Annotated in this window: 14 protein-coding genes; 3 read left to right on the top strand and 11 right to left on the bottom strand. The window is 71.5% G+C overall.

Annotated features, from left to right (window positions below):
* The first annotated feature begins 2 nt into the window (after positions 1 to 2).
* A complete protein-coding gene (locus tag IEZ13_RS14175) occupies positions 3 to 2,267 on the top strand; it encodes a transposase (protein ID WP_229794678.1) in 2,265 nt (754 codons plus the stop codon).
* A 533-nt stretch (positions 2,268 to 2,800) separates the two neighbouring features.
* Positions 2,801 to 3,505 carry an HAD family hydrolase gene (locus IEZ13_RS14170; protein WP_183222625.1) on the top strand — a complete coding sequence of 235 codons (705 nt, stop codon included), beginning with the start codon at positions 2,801 to 2,803 and terminating at the stop codon, positions 3,503 to 3,505.
* A 145-nt stretch (positions 3,506 to 3,650) separates the two neighbouring features.
* Here IEZ13_RS14170 and IEZ13_RS14165 read toward each other — a convergent pair whose 3' ends face one another.
* From IEZ13_RS14165 to IEZ13_RS14145, 5 genes are all read right to left on the bottom strand, one after another.
* On the bottom strand, positions 3,651 to 4,238 hold the full coding sequence (locus IEZ13_RS14165; protein ID WP_183222624.1) for a GTP-binding protein: 588 nt from the start codon (positions 4,236 to 4,238) through the stop codon (positions 3,651 to 3,653).
* Position 4,239: 1 nt separating this feature from the next.
* A complete protein-coding gene (locus IEZ13_RS14160) occupies positions 4,240 to 4,620 on the bottom strand; it encodes a DUF742 domain-containing protein (RefSeq protein ID WP_106315985.1) in 381 nt (126 codons plus the stop codon).
* A gap of 132 nt (positions 4,621 to 4,752) precedes the next feature.
* On the bottom strand, positions 4,753 to 5,157 hold the full coding sequence (locus IEZ13_RS14155; protein ID WP_014447580.1) for a roadblock/LC7 domain-containing protein: 405 nt from the start codon (positions 5,155 to 5,157) through the stop codon (positions 4,753 to 4,755).
* The gene (locus IEZ13_RS14150) at positions 5,154 to 8,570 is read right to left on the bottom strand and encodes a sensor histidine kinase (RefSeq protein WP_183222623.1); all 3,417 of its coding nucleotides are present in this window, start codon (positions 8,568 to 8,570) and stop codon (positions 5,154 to 5,156) included. The genes IEZ13_RS14155 and IEZ13_RS14150 overlap by 4 nt, the downstream gene beginning before the upstream one ends.
* A 451-nt stretch (positions 8,571 to 9,021) precedes the next feature.
* Positions 9,022 to 10,143, bottom strand: a complete 1,122-nt coding sequence (locus IEZ13_RS14145; RefSeq protein WP_183222622.1) for an adenosine deaminase — start codon at positions 10,141 to 10,143, stop codon at positions 9,022 to 9,024.
* Between the two features lie 26 nt (positions 10,144 to 10,169).
* Here IEZ13_RS14145 and IEZ13_RS14140 point away from each other — a divergent pair, with 26 nt between their 5' ends.
* Positions 10,170 to 10,970, top strand: coding sequence for a putative RNA methyltransferase (locus IEZ13_RS14140; protein ID WP_183222621.1), 801 nt, complete (start codon positions 10,170 to 10,172; stop codon positions 10,968 to 10,970).
* Positions 10,971 to 10,974: 4 nt separating this feature from the next.
* On the opposite strand, the gene IEZ13_RS14135 is transcribed toward IEZ13_RS14140, so the two are convergent.
* The 6 genes from IEZ13_RS14135 to IEZ13_RS14110 are packed head-to-tail and all read right to left on the bottom strand — an operon-like array spanning position 10,975 to position 17,626.
* Positions 10,975 to 11,655: a DUF4272 domain-containing protein gene (locus IEZ13_RS14135; protein ID WP_183222620.1), complete on the bottom strand. Its 681-nt coding sequence runs from the start codon at positions 11,653 to 11,655 to the stop codon at positions 10,975 to 10,977.
* Positions 11,656 to 11,661: 6 nt separating this feature from the next.
* Complete coding sequence (locus IEZ13_RS14130; protein ID WP_183222619.1) at positions 11,662 to 12,939, bottom strand: thymidine phosphorylase; 1,278 nt, start codon at positions 12,937 to 12,939, stop codon at positions 11,662 to 11,664.
* Positions 12,936 to 13,649 carry a cytidine deaminase gene (locus tag IEZ13_RS14125; protein WP_183222618.1) on the bottom strand — a complete coding sequence of 238 codons (714 nt, stop codon included), beginning with the start codon at positions 13,647 to 13,649 and terminating at the stop codon, positions 12,936 to 12,938. The genes IEZ13_RS14130 and IEZ13_RS14125 overlap by 4 nt, the downstream gene beginning before the upstream one ends.
* A 38-nt stretch (positions 13,650 to 13,687) precedes the next feature.
* Positions 13,688 to 14,956, bottom strand: coding sequence for an ABC transporter permease (locus IEZ13_RS14120; RefSeq protein WP_183222617.1), 1,269 nt, complete (start codon positions 14,954 to 14,956; stop codon positions 13,688 to 13,690).
* Between the two features lie 4 nt (positions 14,957 to 14,960).
* Entirely contained in the window at positions 14,961 to 16,148 is a 1,188-nt protein-coding gene (locus IEZ13_RS14115; protein ID WP_183222616.1) for an ABC transporter permease, read from the bottom strand.
* Positions 16,145 to 17,626, bottom strand: a complete 1,482-nt coding sequence (locus IEZ13_RS14110; protein WP_306421513.1) for an ABC transporter ATP-binding protein — start codon at positions 17,624 to 17,626, stop codon at positions 16,145 to 16,147. Before IEZ13_RS14110 ends, IEZ13_RS14115 begins: the two co-directional genes overlap by 4 nt.
* Positions 17,627 to 17,648: the final 22 nt, after the last annotated feature.

The following is a 17,648-nucleotide window of genomic DNA, read 5'->3' as shown; positions in this document are numbered from 1 at the left end:
CCGTGGCGCTCGTGCGCGTGTACTGCGGTCTCGCGTCGGCTGATGATTCGGTGCGTACGGCCTCGGCCGCACCACTGACCGTCGCCGTGGTGGACGACGCAGGCCGGCTGCTCGGCGTCCATGAGATCAGCGACGACCCGGCCGGCTACGCCCAGCTGGGGACGCTGCTCGTGGAGCGGACGACGGGCTTCAGCGACGCGGCGGTCGCCGCCGACAGCGACGACCACGTCGTGACGTCACTCCTCACCGCGGCGGGCCGGCCACTCGTGGTCGTCGACGACGACGGGGCCGACGACTTCGCCGAACGCTTCTCTGACGACGACTCTCCCGAGGAGATCGCGGCGCCTGCGGCCGCCCGGCGGGCCGTCGGCCTGGCCCGGGCGCTGCAGGCCGGCGCGATCGCCGCGGTCACCCTGCCCGCTCCCCGGGAGCTCGTCAGCTACAAGCCGGTCCTCGCCGCCCACGTGGCGATGCTGGGCGGCCGGAACGCGGCCGCCGTCGCCCTGCGCGAGGTCCTCCGCGAGCTCTACCCGGCGGCCCTCCGGGCGTACCCGGATCCCGCCCACCCCGTCTGCCTGGCCGTGCTCGACGCGGTGCCCGAGCCCGGTCGGCTGACCGGCCGGGCCGGCGACTCCGACCAGGTGCTGCGGGAGATCACCGCGGAGCTGGTCCGGGCCGGCGCCGGATCCGCCGGCGAGGTCGGCTCGGCCGTCACCGCCCTCCAGGTCGCGATCAGCGAGTCCCCGCGCCGGGGTGGCGTCAACAAGTCCCTCGCCCCCGCCGCGGCCGACGCGGTCCGCCAGGCGATCTCGGCCATCCGCTCCTGCGACGCCGCATGCTCCGCCCTGGTCGGCACGCTCGCCGCCCGGGCCACCCCGCCGCTCACCGGACCGAACGTGGGCCGTCGCGGCACCCGCCGCGGCACCGAGCCGCCCGTGCTCGAGCCCGTGCCGACCGGCGACAACGGCAGCCGCTTCGGCCGTCGTGGCCGCCCCGAGCCGGCCTCCACCGGCGCCGGCCCGGCCACGCCCCGCCCGATGACCGCGCCGCCCGTCGCGCCGGACCCGATCGGGCCGCCCCCGATGGCCCCGGCCGCGGCGAACGGCCTGCCCGGCCGCTCCTCGAACCCGTTGAACCGCCCGGTCTCGGTGCCGCCGCCCCCGCCCGGCATGACCCCGATCACCCCGGGGTCCCGTCCGGCCCCGGCGACACGCAACCCGGCCCGCCCGTCCTCGGCGCCGCCGGTCCGCCCCACGTCGGTTCCGCCCGCCCGCCCGTCGTCGGTGCCGCCCGCCGCGGCGAGCACACCCGCCGAGGCCGGCGAGCCGTTCCGGCCCACCCTGACCAACGCCGAGCTGAGCCGGGCCCGGTCGGAGCGGCGCACGGTCATCCCGCCGCGCCCGTCGACCACGCCCCGTCAGCAGCCGGCCGCCAACGGCACGCCGGCCGGCCCCACCGACTTCAGCCTCCCGATGCCGGCCCAGCGGCCCGCCCAGGAGATGCCGGAGCCGGGTTCCCGGGCCAACTGGCCGCTGCTCAACACGGAGAAGGACGACGCGCCCGTCGCCTCCTCGGTCAGCTCGCCGCCCGGTGGCCGCGTCCGGCCGCCGTGGCACGACATGCCGCAGGAGCCGCCCGCCCTGGAACTCCCCAAGGAGCCGGCGCTGCGTCTCGTCGACCAGGCGAAGAACGGCAAGCGCGCCCGCCTCCCCGGGCTCGACCAGATGGGCGGCGCCGCCACCCCGCCGATGCGCCGGCCGGACAGCGACGACCGCGGCCACAACGGCGGCCGGCTGACCGCCCTCGACCGCAGCTCCGCGCCGCCGGTCCCGTCCGACAGCAGCGACGGCGACCTGCTGATCTTCGCGGCGGCCCGGTCGGCCTGGTTCACCGGCCACACCGACACCAACGACGACGTCACCTGGACCAACCCCAACGACAGCGGCTGGCGCGCCGCGGAGAAGGCCGCCACCCCGGCCGTCGCCGCGGAGACCTCGGCCGGTCTGCCCAAGCGGGTGCCACAGGCCAACCTGGTCCCCGGCTCCCCGCTGCGTGAGGAACGCCCGATCCGCATCGTCCGCGACGCCGCCTCGATCGCGGCACACACCACGGGCTACTTCCGTGGCTGGCGGCGCGGCCAGGAGATCGGTGGCTTCGCCATGGGCGGTCGCCCCGGGCGCGAGGCGGCCGGCGGCTGGGACTTCACCCGTGACGGCCAGCCCGCCGACGAATACCGCAACAACAGCGCGGGGTACGGCGGCCGCTGACCCCCGCCCTGATCCCTCGGAGGGGCCGCGACCACCCGGTCGCGGCCCCTCCGCCGTTCCCCCGCCGGCTCCCAGCGCTGCCTCAAGCCCCCGAAACATCCCTGACCCCGCTGGTCAATTGGTCCTCTGTCCGTGCCTCCGGCTCGTTTGCGCCGACCAGCGCACACGTAACGGTTTGCGTGGTCGCCCGCCCGCGTCATGGCGGCAGGCCGGGCACACGGACGGCGCGACGTGAGCGCCCATCGGGCCGGACAGCGCGGGCGGCGGATGGCAGTGGGGCAACTGGCCAGCGGGGTCCGTGCCGAGGGCCAGCCGCGAAGATCCATGAGCCCGGGCGGGCCCAGCGGCCTCCGCCTGCCGGGTCGTGTCCTTCGTGGCGGGACGGCGTTGAGGGGAGATGGAGTGGGCGGCAAAGCCCGGCGGTGCCGCACGGGCGGGACCCGGCAGCGGATCGCGGTGCGCCGCGGTTCGGGGGTGGTGCGGTCGAGGACTGCTCAACCCGTACCGGTGAAGGGTTTTGTGATGATGGCGCGATGCGCGCGGTGATTTTCGATTTCTTCGGGACGTTGACGGATCCGGCGGCGGAGGCGCTGCGGCCGGGGACGTTCGGCGAGACGGCGGCGGCGCTCGGGGTGCCGGCGGAGCCGTTCCGGGCAGCGATGGTGGCGAGTTTCCCGCAGCGGATCGTGGGGGCGTTCGGCGGGACCCGGGAGACGCTCCGGACGATGGCCCACCGCTGCGGCGCCGAACCGGACGACGAACGGCTGGACCACGCCGTCGCAACGCACCACGCGGGCGCTGAGCGGCTCCGCACGCCGCGTAGGGACGCCCTCGCGGTACTCGACCACCTCCGGGCCCAGGATTTCCGTCTGGGGCTTCTCAGCGACTGCGCGAGCGAGCTTTCCGAGGCGTGGCCGGGGACGGTCTACGCGGACCGCATCGATGCCCCGGTGTTCTCCTGGCGGGAGGGGCGCCGCAAACCTGATCCCCGGCTGTACGCCGTCGCCGCCGAGCGTCTGGGCGTTCCGGCCGCGGAGTGCTGGTTCGTGGGCGACGGCGGCGGCCGGGAGCACGACGGCGCCCGCCGGGCCGGCATGCGGCCGGTGCTCGTCACGAATGCCGCCTACCCGGGTGCTCCCGGGATGCGGGTGGACCCGGACACCTACCTCCCGGAGCACCGGATCGACGAGCTGGACGAGCTGATTCGGTTACTGGGAACGGCTTGTGACAACGGGTGACCGCTCATATACGATGGCGAACGGCCGGAAAGCGCGCGAAAGCCCCGCACCGGCCAGTGGAGGTTTCCACCGGCGGGACGGGGCTTTCGACCGTTGACTGGGTGCTGAGCCTCCCCAGTGGAGCGGCTCGTCAGACGGTCTCTGCTCAGGCGGGCGCGGTCGCGCGCGTGCGACGCATCGTCAGCACATACTCGACAAGCGAGATGAGGACGTTCTTCGTCGACTCGCGGTTACGGGCGTCGCAGCTGACCACGGGCACGTCGCTCGAGATCGCCAGAGCGTCCCGCACGTCCTGCGCGTTGTGGTACTGCATGCCGTCGAAGCAGTTTATCGCCACCAGGTACGGCAGGCGGCGATGCTCGAAGAAGTCGATGGCGGCGAAGCAGTCGGCGAGCCGACGCGTGTCCACCATAACGACCGCACCGATGGCACCCCGGACCAGTTCGTCCCACATGAACCAGAACCGCGTCTGGCCGGGGGTACCGAACAGGTAGAGGATCAGGTCACGGTCGATGCTGATCCGGCCGAAGTCCATGGCCACGGTCGTGGTCATCTTGCCCGGCACCTGCCGGTTGTCGTCGACACCCACACCGGCCGAGGTCATAATCGCCTCGGTGGTCAGCGGGGTGATCTCCGAGACCGACCCCACCAGCGTCGTCTTACCGACGCCGAAGCCACCGGCGATGACAATCTTCGCCGATGTCACGCGTCCCGCAGCGGGACGGTGAGACATGTCAGAGCCTGCGAAGTCCACTCAGCACCCTTTCCAGCAGTTCCGTGCCTACCGCGTCGGTCTCATCCTCGAGCGAGGTGGGCTCGTACACAGCGACGAGGCCGTCAGAGGCCATGTCGGCGACGATCACACGTGCCACACCAAGCGGCAGTTGCATGCGAGCGGCGATCTCGGCCAGCGACTGAACTCGGCCGCCGTCGCACATCGCCGCGATGTACTGATGCTCGCTTCCACCCTGCCCGCCGCGGCTGATTCCAGAACGGCCGCGCACGGTTGTCTCGACCAGCGCTTCCAGCGCTATCTCAAGCTTCGGCCGGGTCCGACCACGGGTCATGGCGTACGGCCTGACCAGCGCGCCAGTCGGCTCATCGCGTTCAGGCATCGTCACCCTCAACCCCTTCCTCGGCCCCTCGAAGTGTATTGGTTCTCAAAGTTTTCACCAGTAGCCGGCCGGAGCCTGTCCGCGGCCGAAAACCCCGGATGAGCCCCTGATCGACTCCGGCTGACTGTCGCCTCAGCCCAGCACCCCGGCCGCGGAACGCGGCGCGGGGGTCAACGCCTCGCCGACGCGGTCGACCAGGAGGGCCATCTCGTAGCCGACCTGACCGACGTCGCAGCTGCGCGCCGCGAGCACCGCGAAGGAGGAACCGTCAGAAATGGACATGAGGAACAGGAATCCGTTGTCCATCTCGACGACCGTCTGAAGAACGGCGCCGCCCTCGAAGCATCGCGCGGCGCCCTGGGTAAGGCTTACCAGGCCGGACGCGATGGCCGCCAACTGGTCGGCACGGTCACGCGGAAGGTCCCGCGAGGCCGCCAGGAGCAGACCATCGGCGGAGACCGCGATCGCGTGCGCGACCCCGGGAACGCGGTCGGCGAAGTTGGCGAGAAGCCAACCGAGATCCTGCGTAGATGTCATGCCTCATGCTCCTTGCCAGCCTGCGAGGGCTGCTGCCCTCCCGGAGTGTCCTCCAGGTTGGTCGATTGTTCCTTGGTGCGACCGCGCTGAACACCGCGGTGGTACGCGGACAGCAGACCGCGAACCCCCTCAGGAGTACGGCGCTGGACGGAGGTACCGCCCCGGTCGACACCGCCGGGGACGAGTTGCGCCATCGGCGTACGTTTCGGCAGGCCCGCCGTGGTGGTCGAGTCGACCGGAGTCTCAGCGGCCGCACGGGCCGCCTGCCAGCCGTCGTCGGCCGCGGTCCGCCACGGGTTCGACGCGGGAGGCGCGCCGTTGCCGTAACCGGTCGCCGCCGTGGCCGGTGCACCAACACTAGCCGTGTCGAGGTTGCGGACCTCGGGCGATGCCGCCTGCTGCGGAACACCCGTGTTGCGGGTCGGCTCACCGGTCGGGATCCGCTGGGAGACCACCGACTCCTCGCCGGTGCCGGAGACCTTGGGACCGGCGGCGTCGGGCGCCGTGGTGGTGAACCAGGCGGACTCGAGCTCCCGGAAGATCGGCAGTTCCATCGTCTCGTCGGCGAACGGAACCGCGCCCTCCCGGGCGGAGGCCATCTGGGCCGCGGCCGTGGCCTGCGCCTCGACCGGCGTGGTAACCGGCGGAGCCGACACCGGGATCGGTGCGGTCTGCGGGTTGGCCGGCGGCGTCACCTGCGGCTGGGGCTCGTAGTTCTCCGGACGGTACCGCGGGATCTCGGCCGTCATGTCGAGCGCGGCGGCCAGGTTCTCGGGCACGTGCGGGGTGGCCTGTTCGCGTTCGGCGGCGACCGGCGGCCAGGCCGGCGGCGCTGCCGCGAACGGGTTGCGGTGGTCGGCGGGCGAGACCGGCGAGGCCGAGATCGGCTCGATCGGGGCCGCGGAGTACGGAGCCGCCGACACCGGAGGCGCGGAGACCGGCGGCACCGGGGGCGCCGAGACCGGCGGCATGAACGAGTTCGGGTTGGCGGGGAGCTGCCTCGGTATGGTCGCGCCGAAGCCGTTGGTGTCGCTCTCCGGGCGCTGGTACTCAGCGTTGCGGCGCTGGGCCAGCTCGTCCAGGCCGGCAAAGCCCTGCGGACCGGACGGCAGCGGCGGGATGACCTCGTTGCTGCGCGGGCCGTGGAAGCCGTTCGCCAGGCCGTTGCCGTTGCCGTTGAAGCCGCCGCCACCGTTGTGGCCGCCGGCGTTGAACCCGCCGAAGCCGGCCGGAGCCGCGCCGGTCAGGTCGGACCACGCCGGGACCGAACCGTTGGAGCCGTTGGAACCGGGGTAGCCGTTGGAAGCGGGGTAGCCGCCGTGTCCGCTGCTCTCCAGAGCCAGCGGCTCGCCGAAGCCGCCGGGCAGGCCGGGGCCGGGGCCGCCGTCGAACGAGCCACGCCCCTGAACCTGGGCGGTCGCGGCGGTGGCCAGGACCGAGACGGGCAGGCCCACCTCGGCGACGGTGCCGCGCTCGCGGTCGGCCGGTCGCAGCTCCACCCGAACGGCATGGCGGTTGGCCAGCCGGGCGACCACGACGAGGCCCATCATCCGGGAGACGGCCACGTCCACCGTCGGCGGGTTGGCGAGCCGCTCGTTGAGGTCGCGGAGCTGCTCGCGGCTGATGCCGATGCCGTGGTCCTCGACCGTCAGTACGGCGTTGTCACCGACGCGCCGGGCCTCGACCAGAACGTTGGAGTTCGGCGGGGAGAAGGCGGTCGCGTTGTCGAAGAGCTCGGCGACCAGGTGGACCATGTCGTTCACGGCGTGCGCCGCGACCTCGATGTCCCGGTCGATCATGCCGAACTCGATGCGGGTGTAGTGCTCGACCTCGGACTGGGCGGCACGGAGCACGTCGATCAGAGCGGCCGGCTCGCGCTGCACACGGGTCGAGTCGGCGCCCGCGAGAACCAGGAGGTTCTCGTCGTTACGACGCATTCGGGTGGCCAGGTGGTCGAGCTGGAAGAGCTCGGCCAGCCGGTCCGGGTCCTCCTCGCCGCGCTCCAGCCGGTCCAGGTGACCGATGAGCCGGTCGACCAGGATCTGCGAACGGCGGGCGAGGTTGACGAACATCGTCGCGACGGAGGCACGGAGTGCGGCCTGCTCGGCCGCGGTCCGCACGGCCTCGAGGTGAACCGCGTTGAACGCCTCGGTCACCTGCCCGAACTCGTCCCGGCTGCGCACCGGGAGGGGCTCGGCGATCTGGTCGGCGACCTGGGCCGGGGTGAGCGACGCGGAGAGCGCCGGGTCACGCAGCCGGCTCACCGCGTGCGGCAGGCCGAACTGGGCGACCGCGAGGGCGCCCTGACGCAGCTCCCGCAACGAGCGGGCCATCGACCGGGCGACCAACCAGGCGAACAGGATGGCCAGCAGGAGCATGCCGAGCAGGATGCTGGTCTCCAGGAAGACCTGCTGGTTCGTCTCGTCCCGCAGGTCGGTGGCGTCGGCCACGATCTGCTTGTCGAGCGAGGTCTCCACCTGACGGAAGAGGGTGTTGTAACCCGCGAGGGCCTCTTCCCACTCCGCCGAGTTGAACTGGATCTTCTTGGTGTTGTCACCCTGGAGGGCCATGAGCGGGATGCTCAGGTTCTCCGCCTGCTGCTTCAGCTTGCCGACGACGGTGTTGTCGAAGAGCTCCTGCTCCTCGGCGGTGCCGACCGCCTTCATCGTCTCGGTGGCGAGGAGGTAACCGGTCTGGGTCTCCAGGAACCTCTGCCGCAGGTTCGGGGCGAGCTCGCCGGCCGCCACGACCTGCTGGCCGATGAAGCGCTGCCGGGCGATGTAGTCCTTGGCCTGGGCGACCGCGGCCACCATCCGGAGGTGGTTGCTCAGCTCCGGGTCGATGGCGAGCTGCGCCGACGCGTCACGGACCTGGAGCAGGTCGTTGATGAGCGTGTCGTAGGTCTTCGTGATGTTGCTGAGGTCCTCGCCGCCCTTGGCCGCCCGGCTCCGGAAGGTGGGCAGGTCGACGAGGTTACGGTCCAGGCGAACGATCAGCTTGCCGACGTTCTCCGGGACATCCTCGAGGACCTGCTTCTGCTGGAGGTAGGGCTCCTTGGCCGCGTCCACCTGGGCGTGCTCGTTGTTGTAGAGCTCCACGGCGGTCTGGAAACCGGCCGGGTTGGTGGCCTTCGGCGCGGTGTTGATCATGATGGCGTACGTGCGCTCGGCCTGCAGGTGGTCGACCAGACCACCGGCGGCCTGTGACAGCACCGAGAGGGTGCGCGCGCGCTCCGCGTTACTGGCTTCGTCGATGTGGTCCACGAGGCCGTTGACACCAACGATGATCGTCGCCACCGTCGGAACCAACATGATCAAGCCTAGTTTTGACCAGATCGGTAGGTCTCGGAGTCGACCCGCAGGTCGACTGAGACGCGACATGACGCCATTCGCGCTGTTGGGGCGCTTGCTCACGTCACCGTCCTCCTGATTCGGGCCCGGCATTCGGCTCGCCGGGCACCGCACACGGCCGACTCGCCGACGTCGGGCCCCCGAGATTCCATCACGACAAGTGTCAAAGAGAAAGAGCAGCCGGACACGGACCGGTTGTGTGACGCGATGTTGCAACCTCGTAGTTGGACATCGCCGGTCCTTTATCACTGCCTGTGGAGCTGTGCATCTCTCAAGGTCACTTACTCGGTCGGCACGGCGTGGGGGGTGGGTGCAGGCCGACCGGGTCCCGATCGTAGTCGATCGGGATAACAGTCACGATGACTCGGTTCCCCGCGATCGACAAGGCGAGATGCCGGATTATGCCGACTTTGCAGGCGGCAGTCTAGCCGAACGGCGAGGTTCGCAAGGCTGACGGTCGATTTCTTTTGACGTACGTTCGTTCAGATCCTGGAATATCCGACAAGTCCTAATCTCAGCTCAGCAACTTGGCGTACGCCGGCTTGATCACCTCATTGATCAACACCAACCGCTCGTCGTACGGGATGAAGGCGGATTTCATGGCGTTGATCGTCAGCCACTGGAGTTCCATCCAGCCCCACCCGAACGATTCCGTCAGCAGAGTCATCTCCCGTGACATCGAGGTGCCGCTCATCAACCGGTTGTCGGTGTTGACCGTGACCCGGAACCGGAGGTCGTGCAGCAGCTTGATCGGGTGCTCGGCGATCGACGGGGCGGCCCCGGTCTGCACGTTCGACGACGGGCACAGCTCCAGCGGGATCCGCTTGTCCCGGACGTACGCCGCGAGCCGGCCCAGCACCGGCGGCGCGGCGTGGGTGCCCCCGGTCGTGGTGACCGCGCTCGGCTCGGCCGCGGTGACCGTGATGTCGTCGACGATGCGCACCCCGTGACCCAGCCGGTCGGCGCCGCACCACTGGATCGCCTGCCAGATCGACGGCAGCCCGAAGGCCTCGCCCGCGTGGATGGTGAAGTGGAAGTTCTCCCGCTGGAGGTACTCGAAGGCGTCCAGGTGCCGGGTGGGCGGGAAACCGGCCTCCGCGCCGGCGATGTCGAAGCCGACCACGCCGGTGTCCCGGTAGCGGACGGCCAGCTCGGCGATCTCCTGCGAACGGGCGGCGTGCCGCATCGCGGTGAGCAGGGTGCCGACCCGGATGGGCGTGCCGAGCGCCGCCGCCTCGGCGCAGCCCTCGCGGAACCCGGCGTGCACGGCCTCGACCACCCGGTCCAGGGTGAGACCGCGCTCCAGGTGCTGCTCCGGCGCGTACCGGACCTCGGCGTAGACCACGCCGTCGGCGGCCAGGTCGAGCGCGCACTCCTTGGCGACCCGGTGCAGGCCCTGCTCGGTCTGCATCACCGCCACGGTGTGCGCGAACGTCTCCAGGTACCGTTCCAGCGAGCCGGAGTCGGCCGCCGCGGCGAACCACTCGCCGAGCCGCCCGGGATCCGTGGTGGGCAGTTCGTGACCCACCGCGGCGGCGAGTTCCACGATGGTGGCCGGCCGCAGCCCGCCGTCCAGGTGGTCGTGCAGGAGAACCTTCGGGGCCTTGACGATGTCGGAGTGTGCGATGCCAACCATCAGCAGAGCCTAGAGGGAAGCGCCCGATGATCGACGGAGCAATTCGGTTTCTGTGGTGCCCGGTCTGCCGGGAACCGCTCAGCCGCCAGGAGCGGGCGCTGCGCTGCCCGCGCCGGCACAGCTTCGACATGGCCAGGCAGGGGTACGTGGACCTCAGCGCGGGCCGGCTGCCGCACACCGGGGACACCGCGGAGATGGTGGCCGACCGGGCCGCCTTCCTGAGCGCCGGGCACTACCGGTTCATCGCGGAGGCGCTGGCCGCACACCGGGCCGAGGGTCTCGTGGTGGACGCCGGCACCGGCACGGGTGACTACCTGGCCCACTTCCTGGAGGGTTCGCCGGGCGCGACGGGGCTCGGGCTGGACGTCTCCAAGCCGGCCCTGCGGCGGGCCGCGAAGGCGCATCCGCGGGCCGCGGCGGCGCTGACCGACCTGTGGCGCCCGCTGCCGGTCGCCGACGCCACGGCGGCCGTGATCCTGAACGTCTTCGCACCCCGCAACGGGCCGGAGTACCGGCGGATCCTGCGGCCGGACGGGCTGCTGCTGGTGGTCACCCCGGCCGCCGACCATCTCACCGAGCTGATCACCGCGTACGGGCTGATCCAGGTCGACCCGGAGAAGGCGGCCCGGGTCAGCGGCAGCCTCGGTGAGCACTTCACGCTCGACGCGGCCGCCACCCACCGGCGCGAGCTGAGGCTGACGGCGGGCGAGACGCGGACCCTCGTCGGCATGACACCGAGCGCGCGTCACGTACCGATGGAGGATCTGCCCGGCCACGACGTGACGGTGACCGCCGCGGTGGAGGTGGCGGTCTATCGGCCGTGTTAGCTCCTCAGACCGAGAGGTCGACCTCTTCCCACTCCGGCGGCTTGTCGTGGTAGGGGCCGTGGAAGACGACCGCCCACTCGAGCGCCCACCGGCGCTGGCCGATCGCGTTGCTGTCCACCTCGCCGGGCAGTGACCGCCCGTTCTGCTCCGCCTCCTGGTAGGCCCAGTCCAGGCAGTAGTAGAGGTCCAGCAGCACGGCGGCCTCGGCCGGGTCCCGGATCGCGACCAGCGAACGGGACCGCCAGTCGGTGAAGCTCTCACCGGCCGGCAGGTCGGGCATCTGGATCATCAGCCGGTCGTCCGGCGGCACCGTGGGGTCCAGGTGCCGGCTCAGGCCGAGCAGCCAGGCCAGCGCGAAGACGGCGTCGTGGTGCAGCACGAAGGAGCGGTGGTCGCCCTTCGCGCCGATCACGAACTGCCACTCCGGCGGGGTGACCAGATCGACCAGGTGGGAGCCGAGCAGCCAGCTCATCGCCGCCTCGGTGGGCATGCCGAAGCAGCGGGCCACGACGACGTGCAGCACCGCGGCCCGGGCCTCCAGTTCGGCGACCGGGCGGAGTTCGACGGTGTCGCCCATCTCCCACACCAGCGGGAACGCCAGCGGGGGCAGGGGCAGGCCGAGGCGCGCCAGCTCGTCGAGACTGGCCTCGCGGACCGCGCGGGGGTCGGGGACGGCCTTCTGCATGGCGGCTCAGGCTATGCGGTCGAGCAGCAGCGGGGAAGGGGCGGGCGCCTCTGTCCCGACGGTGATCGCGGCGGCCGCGTCGGCCCGGGCCACCGGGATCCGCGACTCGTCGTCGGCGCGCAGCTCCAGCAGCACGTCACCGGCCCGGACCCGGTCACCCGGGCGGACCTTGAGCTGCACCCCGGCGCCGAAGCTGACCGGGTCCTCCTTACGGGCGCGACCGGCGCCGAGGCGCCAGGCGGCGATCCCGATCCCGTACGCGTCCAGCGAGGTGACCACACCGTCCTCGGTGGCCCGCAGGACCTCGGTGTGCGCGGCCGTCGGCAGTGGCGCGTCCGGGTCGCCGCCCTGCGCCCGGATCATCGCCCGCCAGGTGTCCATCGCGGCGCCCGAGGCCAGCACCTTCTCCGGGTCGGCGTCCACCCCGGCGGCGGCCAGCATCTCCCGGGCCAGGGCCAGCGTGAGTTCCACCACATCGGACGGTCCGCCGCCGGCCAGCACCTCGACCGACTCGGCCACCTCGTTGGCGTTGCCGACGGCCAGGCCGAGCGGGATGCTCATGTCGGTGAGCAGGGCGACCGTGGTGACGCCGGAGTCCTTGCCGAGCTGGACCATGGTGCGGGCCAGCTCCTGCGCGTTCGCCAGGTCCTTCATGAACGCGCCGGTGCCGACCTTCACGTCCAGGACCAGCGCCCCGGTGCCCTCGGCGATCTTCTTGCTCATGATCGAGCTGGCGATCAGCGGGATGGCCTCGACCGTGCCGGTGACGTCGCGCAGGGCGTAGAGCTTGCGGTCGGCCGGGGCCAGGCCCTCACCGGCCGCGCAGATGACCGCGCCGATGTCCTGCAACTGGCTCTTGAACTGCTCGTTGGAGATGCGGGCCTGCCAGCCGGCGATCGACTCCAGCTTGTCCAGGGTGCCGCCGGTGTGGCCCAGACCGCGGCCGGAGAGCTGCGGCACGGCCACGCCGCACGCGGCGACCAGCGGGGTCAGCGGCAGGGTGATCTTGTCGCCGACGCCGCCGGTGGAGTGCTTGTCGGCGGTCGGCCGGGACACCGAGGACAGGTCCAGCCGCTCGCCGCTGGCGATCATCGCGGCGGTCCAGCGGGCGATCTCGCCCGACGTCATGCCGCGCAACAGGATCGCCATGGCCAGCGCCGACATCTGCTCGTCGGCGACGGCCCCGCGGGTGTACGCGTCGACGACCCAGTCGATCTGCGCGTCGGTGAGCACGTGGCCGTCCCGCTTGGCACGGATGACGTCCACTGCCGCAAATGCACTCATGCCTGATCTTCCCAACGCTGCGGGATGCCCTCCGGGGCCTCTCCCTCGCCCGCCCAGGACAGACCGCCCTCGGCATCCACCACCACGACCCGCGGACTACGGACGAGACCCCACGCCACGGCAGCCGCCGCGGTCGGCAGGTTCGGGCCCTCCTCCAGGATGCCCTTCTCCTCGGTCGAGCCGGGCTCACCCGACGAGCGCTCCCAGTAGCCGGTCCAGATCGTCGCCCCGCCGGACAGGTCGGGGTGGACGAAGACCGTGCCGCGTCCACGCCACTTGGCCAGCTCGGCGGGGACCTCGGCGCCACCGACCGGGCCGGTGACCCGCTCCATGTCCTCGTAGCCGAACGCGTGCGGCAGCAACTCGGTCATCCGCAGCGGCCGGGGCACCGCCTCGACCAGCAGCTCCGGGCCGCCGTGCTCCCACAGCAGCTGGCGGCAGCGGCCGCACGGCATCAGCGGGGCGCCGGTGGCGTCCACGCAGGAGATCGCCACCAGGCGGCCCCCGCCGGTCGCGTGCAGCGAGCTGACCAGGCCGCACTCGGCGCACAGGGTCATCCCGATGGACGCGTTCTCCACGTTGCAGCCGACGATCACCCGGCCGTCGTCGACCAGGCCGGCCACCCCGACGGGGAAGTCGGATATCGGCGTGTACGCCCGCCGCATCGTCTCGATGGCGGCGGCGCGCAGGGCCGCCCAGTCGATCTCCATGTCCCTGATTCTGCCGCTTTTGAAATGGCTCGTTGAACTCAGCCCTTGATGTAGGGCTGTCCGTCCGCCGCCGGAGCCCGCACCCGCCCGACCAGGCCGGCCACCGCGATCAGGGTCGCCAGGTAGGGCAGCATGTTCAGGAACTGGCTGGGCACCGGGCTGCCGATCGCGCTCAGGTAGGTGGCCAGCTTCTGCGCGAAGCCGAAGAACAGCGCCGCCCCGAACGCCCCGAACGGGGTGAACCGGCCGAAGATCAGCGCGGCCAGGGCGATGAAGCCCGCGCCGGCGGTCATGTTCTTCGTGAAGCTGCCGGTCGCCACGAGCGTGAAGTACGCCCCGCCGATGCCCGCCACCACGCCACCCAGCAGCACGTTCAGGTAGCGCAGGCCGCGCACCCGGATGCCCACCGTGTCGGCCGCGGTCGGGTGCTCGCCGACCGCCCGGGTACGCAGGCCCCAGCGGGTCCGGCTGAGCCCGAAGTGAATCACCACGACCAGCACGAGCGCGATCCAGACCAGCAGGTTCGCCTCGAAGAACACCGGCCCGACGACCGGGATGTCGGCCAGGCCCGGGATCCGCCACTCCGGCATCTGCGGCGGCTGGTTGTACTCCTGCGCGTTGGGCTGCATCAGCCGCTCGTAGAGGAAGCCGGTGATGCCGAGCGCGAAGAGGTTCAGCACGATACCGACGACCACCTGGTCCACCAGGTAGCGGATCGCCATGACGGCCAGGATCGCCGCGATGATCACACCGCCGACGGCCGCGCTGAGCAGGCCCGCCCAGACGCTGCCGGCCATCGTGCCGACCAGGGCGCCGGCGAAGGCGCCCATCAGGAACTGGCCCTCGATCGCCACGTTGACCACACCGCTCCGCTCACCCAGCACGCCGGCCAGGGCGCCCAGGATGAGCGGGAGCGCCAGCTCCAGCGTGCCGTCGGTGGTGTCCACCAGCGGCATGAACTCGCCCGCCACCTGCCAGCAGAGGAAGGACAGGAGGAAGGACAGGATGCCGGCCACCAGGAACACGTTGGACCAGCGCTTGAGCAGGCCGGCGAGGAGCACCCCGCCGGCCGCCGCGGTGAGCAGCCCGAACAGCACCGCGCCGAACTGGCCGTTGATGGCGAGCGCGGCGCCCGCGGAGTCCTCGCTCAGGGTGAAGCGGGCGTCCTCGCTCGGCGCCAGCGAGCCGAACACCACGGCGGCCAGGCCGCCGATCAGGATCAGCGCCACGCCCAGGTGGCGCTGCCGGCTCCAGAACGGCTCCGGCGCGGTGACCTCGGCCATCTCCTCCACAGTCGTGGTCGACATGTCCTCAGCCCTTCGCCAGCGAGGCGCCGAGCCCGGTGGCCCGGGAGGCGCGCAGTCGGAAGATCGCCTTCACCAGGGCGGGGGCGGCGATGAAGATGACGATGAGCGCCTGCAACACGGTGACCAGCTCCAGCGAGATGCCGGAGAAGGACTGCATCCGGTTTCCGCCGGCCCGCAGCGCGCCGAACAGCAGCGCGGCGAACAGGGTGCCCCAGGGCCGGGTACGGCCCAGCAGGGCGACCAGCAGGCCGTCGAAGCCGATGTTGCCGGCCACCGACGGGGTCAGCGCGTGCGCGGTACCCAATACTTGGGTGGCGCCACCGAACCCGGCCAGACCGCCGGCGACCGCCATCAGCAGCACGTACGTCTTGGCGACGCTGATGCCCGCGGTCTTCGCGGCGTGCGGGTTGGCGCCCACCGCCCGGATCTCGAAGCCGAAGGCCGACTTGTTCAGCAGCCAGGCCACCCCGGCCGTGGTCAGCACGGCCAGGATGATGCCCAGGTGCACCCGGAGGACCCCACCGGGCGACGGCAGCTGGGCGGACTCGGCGACCGCCTTGCTGATCGCGTCGCTGCGGCCCGGGGCCTGGATGCCCTGCTGGATGACCAGCCAGGCCAGGAAGAGGCCGGCCGTGTAGTTGAGCATGATCGTGGTGATCACCTCGTGCGCCCCGGTACGCGCCTTGAGCAGGCCGGGGATGAAGCCCCACAGCGCCCCGCCGAGGACGCCGGCGACCACCGCGACGATCAGGTTGAGCGCGATCGGCAGGCCGAAGGTGAAGCCGGCGACCCCGGCCGCGATGCAGCCGAGCACCGCCTGGCCCTGCGCGCCGATGTTGAACAGGCCGCCCCGGAACGCGAGCGCCACCGAGAGGCCGGTGAAGACCAGCGGCGCGGCGTAGGTGAGCGTCTCCGAGATCGGCGCGAACGCCTGCTGCCAGGTGGCCTCCCCGGAGAACCAGGCGGAGAACACCGCGGGGTCGCCGAGGGCGCCCTTGAGCAGGTCCGCGTAGGCCGTGCTGACCAGCAGCCAGCTCGACTCGAACGCGTCACTCGGGCGGGCCGTGAAGTAGCCGAACTTCGCCAGGACGGTGGCGTCCGAGATGATGATCAGGACCCCGCCGATGACCACGGCCATGAGCATCGACAGGGCCGTGAGCGTGAAGTTGTTCGCCGACCAGAACCTCTTCACTTCGCCCCCTCCGGCGTGTCGCCGGTGATGCCGGCCATGAGCAGACCGATCTCCTCACGTGGTGTGTCCGGCGAGACGATGGCCAGGACGCGGCCGCGGTACATCACCGCGATCCGGTCCGCGAGGCCGACCACCTCGTCCAGCTCACTCGAGACCACCAGCACCGCGGTGCCCTGGTCGCGCTCGTGGATGATCCGGCTGTGGATGAACTCGATCGAGCCGACGTCCACACCACGGGTGGGCTGGGACGCGATGAAGAGGCGCAGCGGGCGGGACATCTCCCGGGCCACCACGACCTTCTGCTGGTTGCCGCCGGACAGGGCGCCGACCAGGCTCGCCGGTGACTGGCACCGGATGTCGAACTGCTCGACACGGTGCTTGGCGTTGCTCGCCACGGAGTCGCCGTCGATCCGGAAGGCGTTGCCGAACGGAGCCCGGTCGTACATGTCGAGGATCAGGTTCTCCGCGACGGAGAACTCCTTGACGACCCCGTCGTGGCTGCGGTCCTCGGGGACGTAGCCGACACCGGAGCGCAGGATCCGCTTGGTGCTTCGGCCGACCAGGTCCTCGCCCTCCAGGTGGACGGCGCCGGCCCGCACCTCGCGCAGGCCCATCACCGCCTCGACCAGCTCGGTCTGACCGTTGCCCTGGACGCCCGCGATACCGAGCACCTCGCCGGCCCGGACCTCCAGGTCGACCCCGTCGACGGCGCGCACGCCGCGGTCGTCGTCGACCACCAGGCCGGAAATCTTGAGGATGCTGTCGCCCGGCTCGGCGGGCGCCTTCTCCACCTCGAGGCTCACGGCCCGGCCGACCATCAGGGCGGCCAGCTCCTCCTCGCTGGTGTCCGGGGAGGCGGTCCCGACGACCTGGCCGCGCCGGATCACGGTGATCCGGTCGGCGATCGCCTTGACCTCTTTGAGCTTGTGGGTGATGAAGACGATGGACTTGCCCATGGCGGTGAGCGAGCGCATCACCGTGAGCAGTTCCTCGGTCTCCTGCGGGGTGAGCACCGCGGTCGGCTCGTCCAGGATGAGCAGGTCGACCTCGCGGGTCAGCGCCTTGACGATCTCGACCCGCTGCTGAGCGCCGACCGGAAGGTCCTCGATCAGCGCGTCCGGGTCGACCGGCAGGCCGTACCTCTCGGAGGTCTCGATGACGTCCCGGCGGGACCGGCGGCGGTCGAGCCAGCCGAGCGGGCCGCCGCGCACCTCCTCCGCGCCGAGCGCGATGTTCTCCGCCACGGTGAAGACCGGCACGAGCATGAAGTGCTGATGCACCATGCCGATGCCGGCCGCGATGGCGTCTCGCGGGCTCTTGAAGACACGGGGCTCGTCGTTGACGACGATCTGCCCCTCGTCCGGCTGGAGCAGGCCGTACAGCTGGTTCATCAGCGTCGACTTGCCGGCGCCGTTCTCCCCCAGCAGGGCGTGCACCTCGCCGGGTTCGACGGTGATGTCGATGTGGTCGTTGGCCACCAGGTCGCCGAAGCGCTTGGTG

The organism is Actinoplanes campanulatus (assembly GCF_014647795.1).
Classification (GTDB): domain Bacteria; phylum Actinomycetota; class Actinomycetes; order Mycobacteriales; family Micromonosporaceae; genus Actinoplanes; species Actinoplanes campanulatus.
The sequence above is the reverse complement of the archived record's forward strand: the minus strand, read 5'-3'. Positions and strand labels throughout refer to the sequence as shown.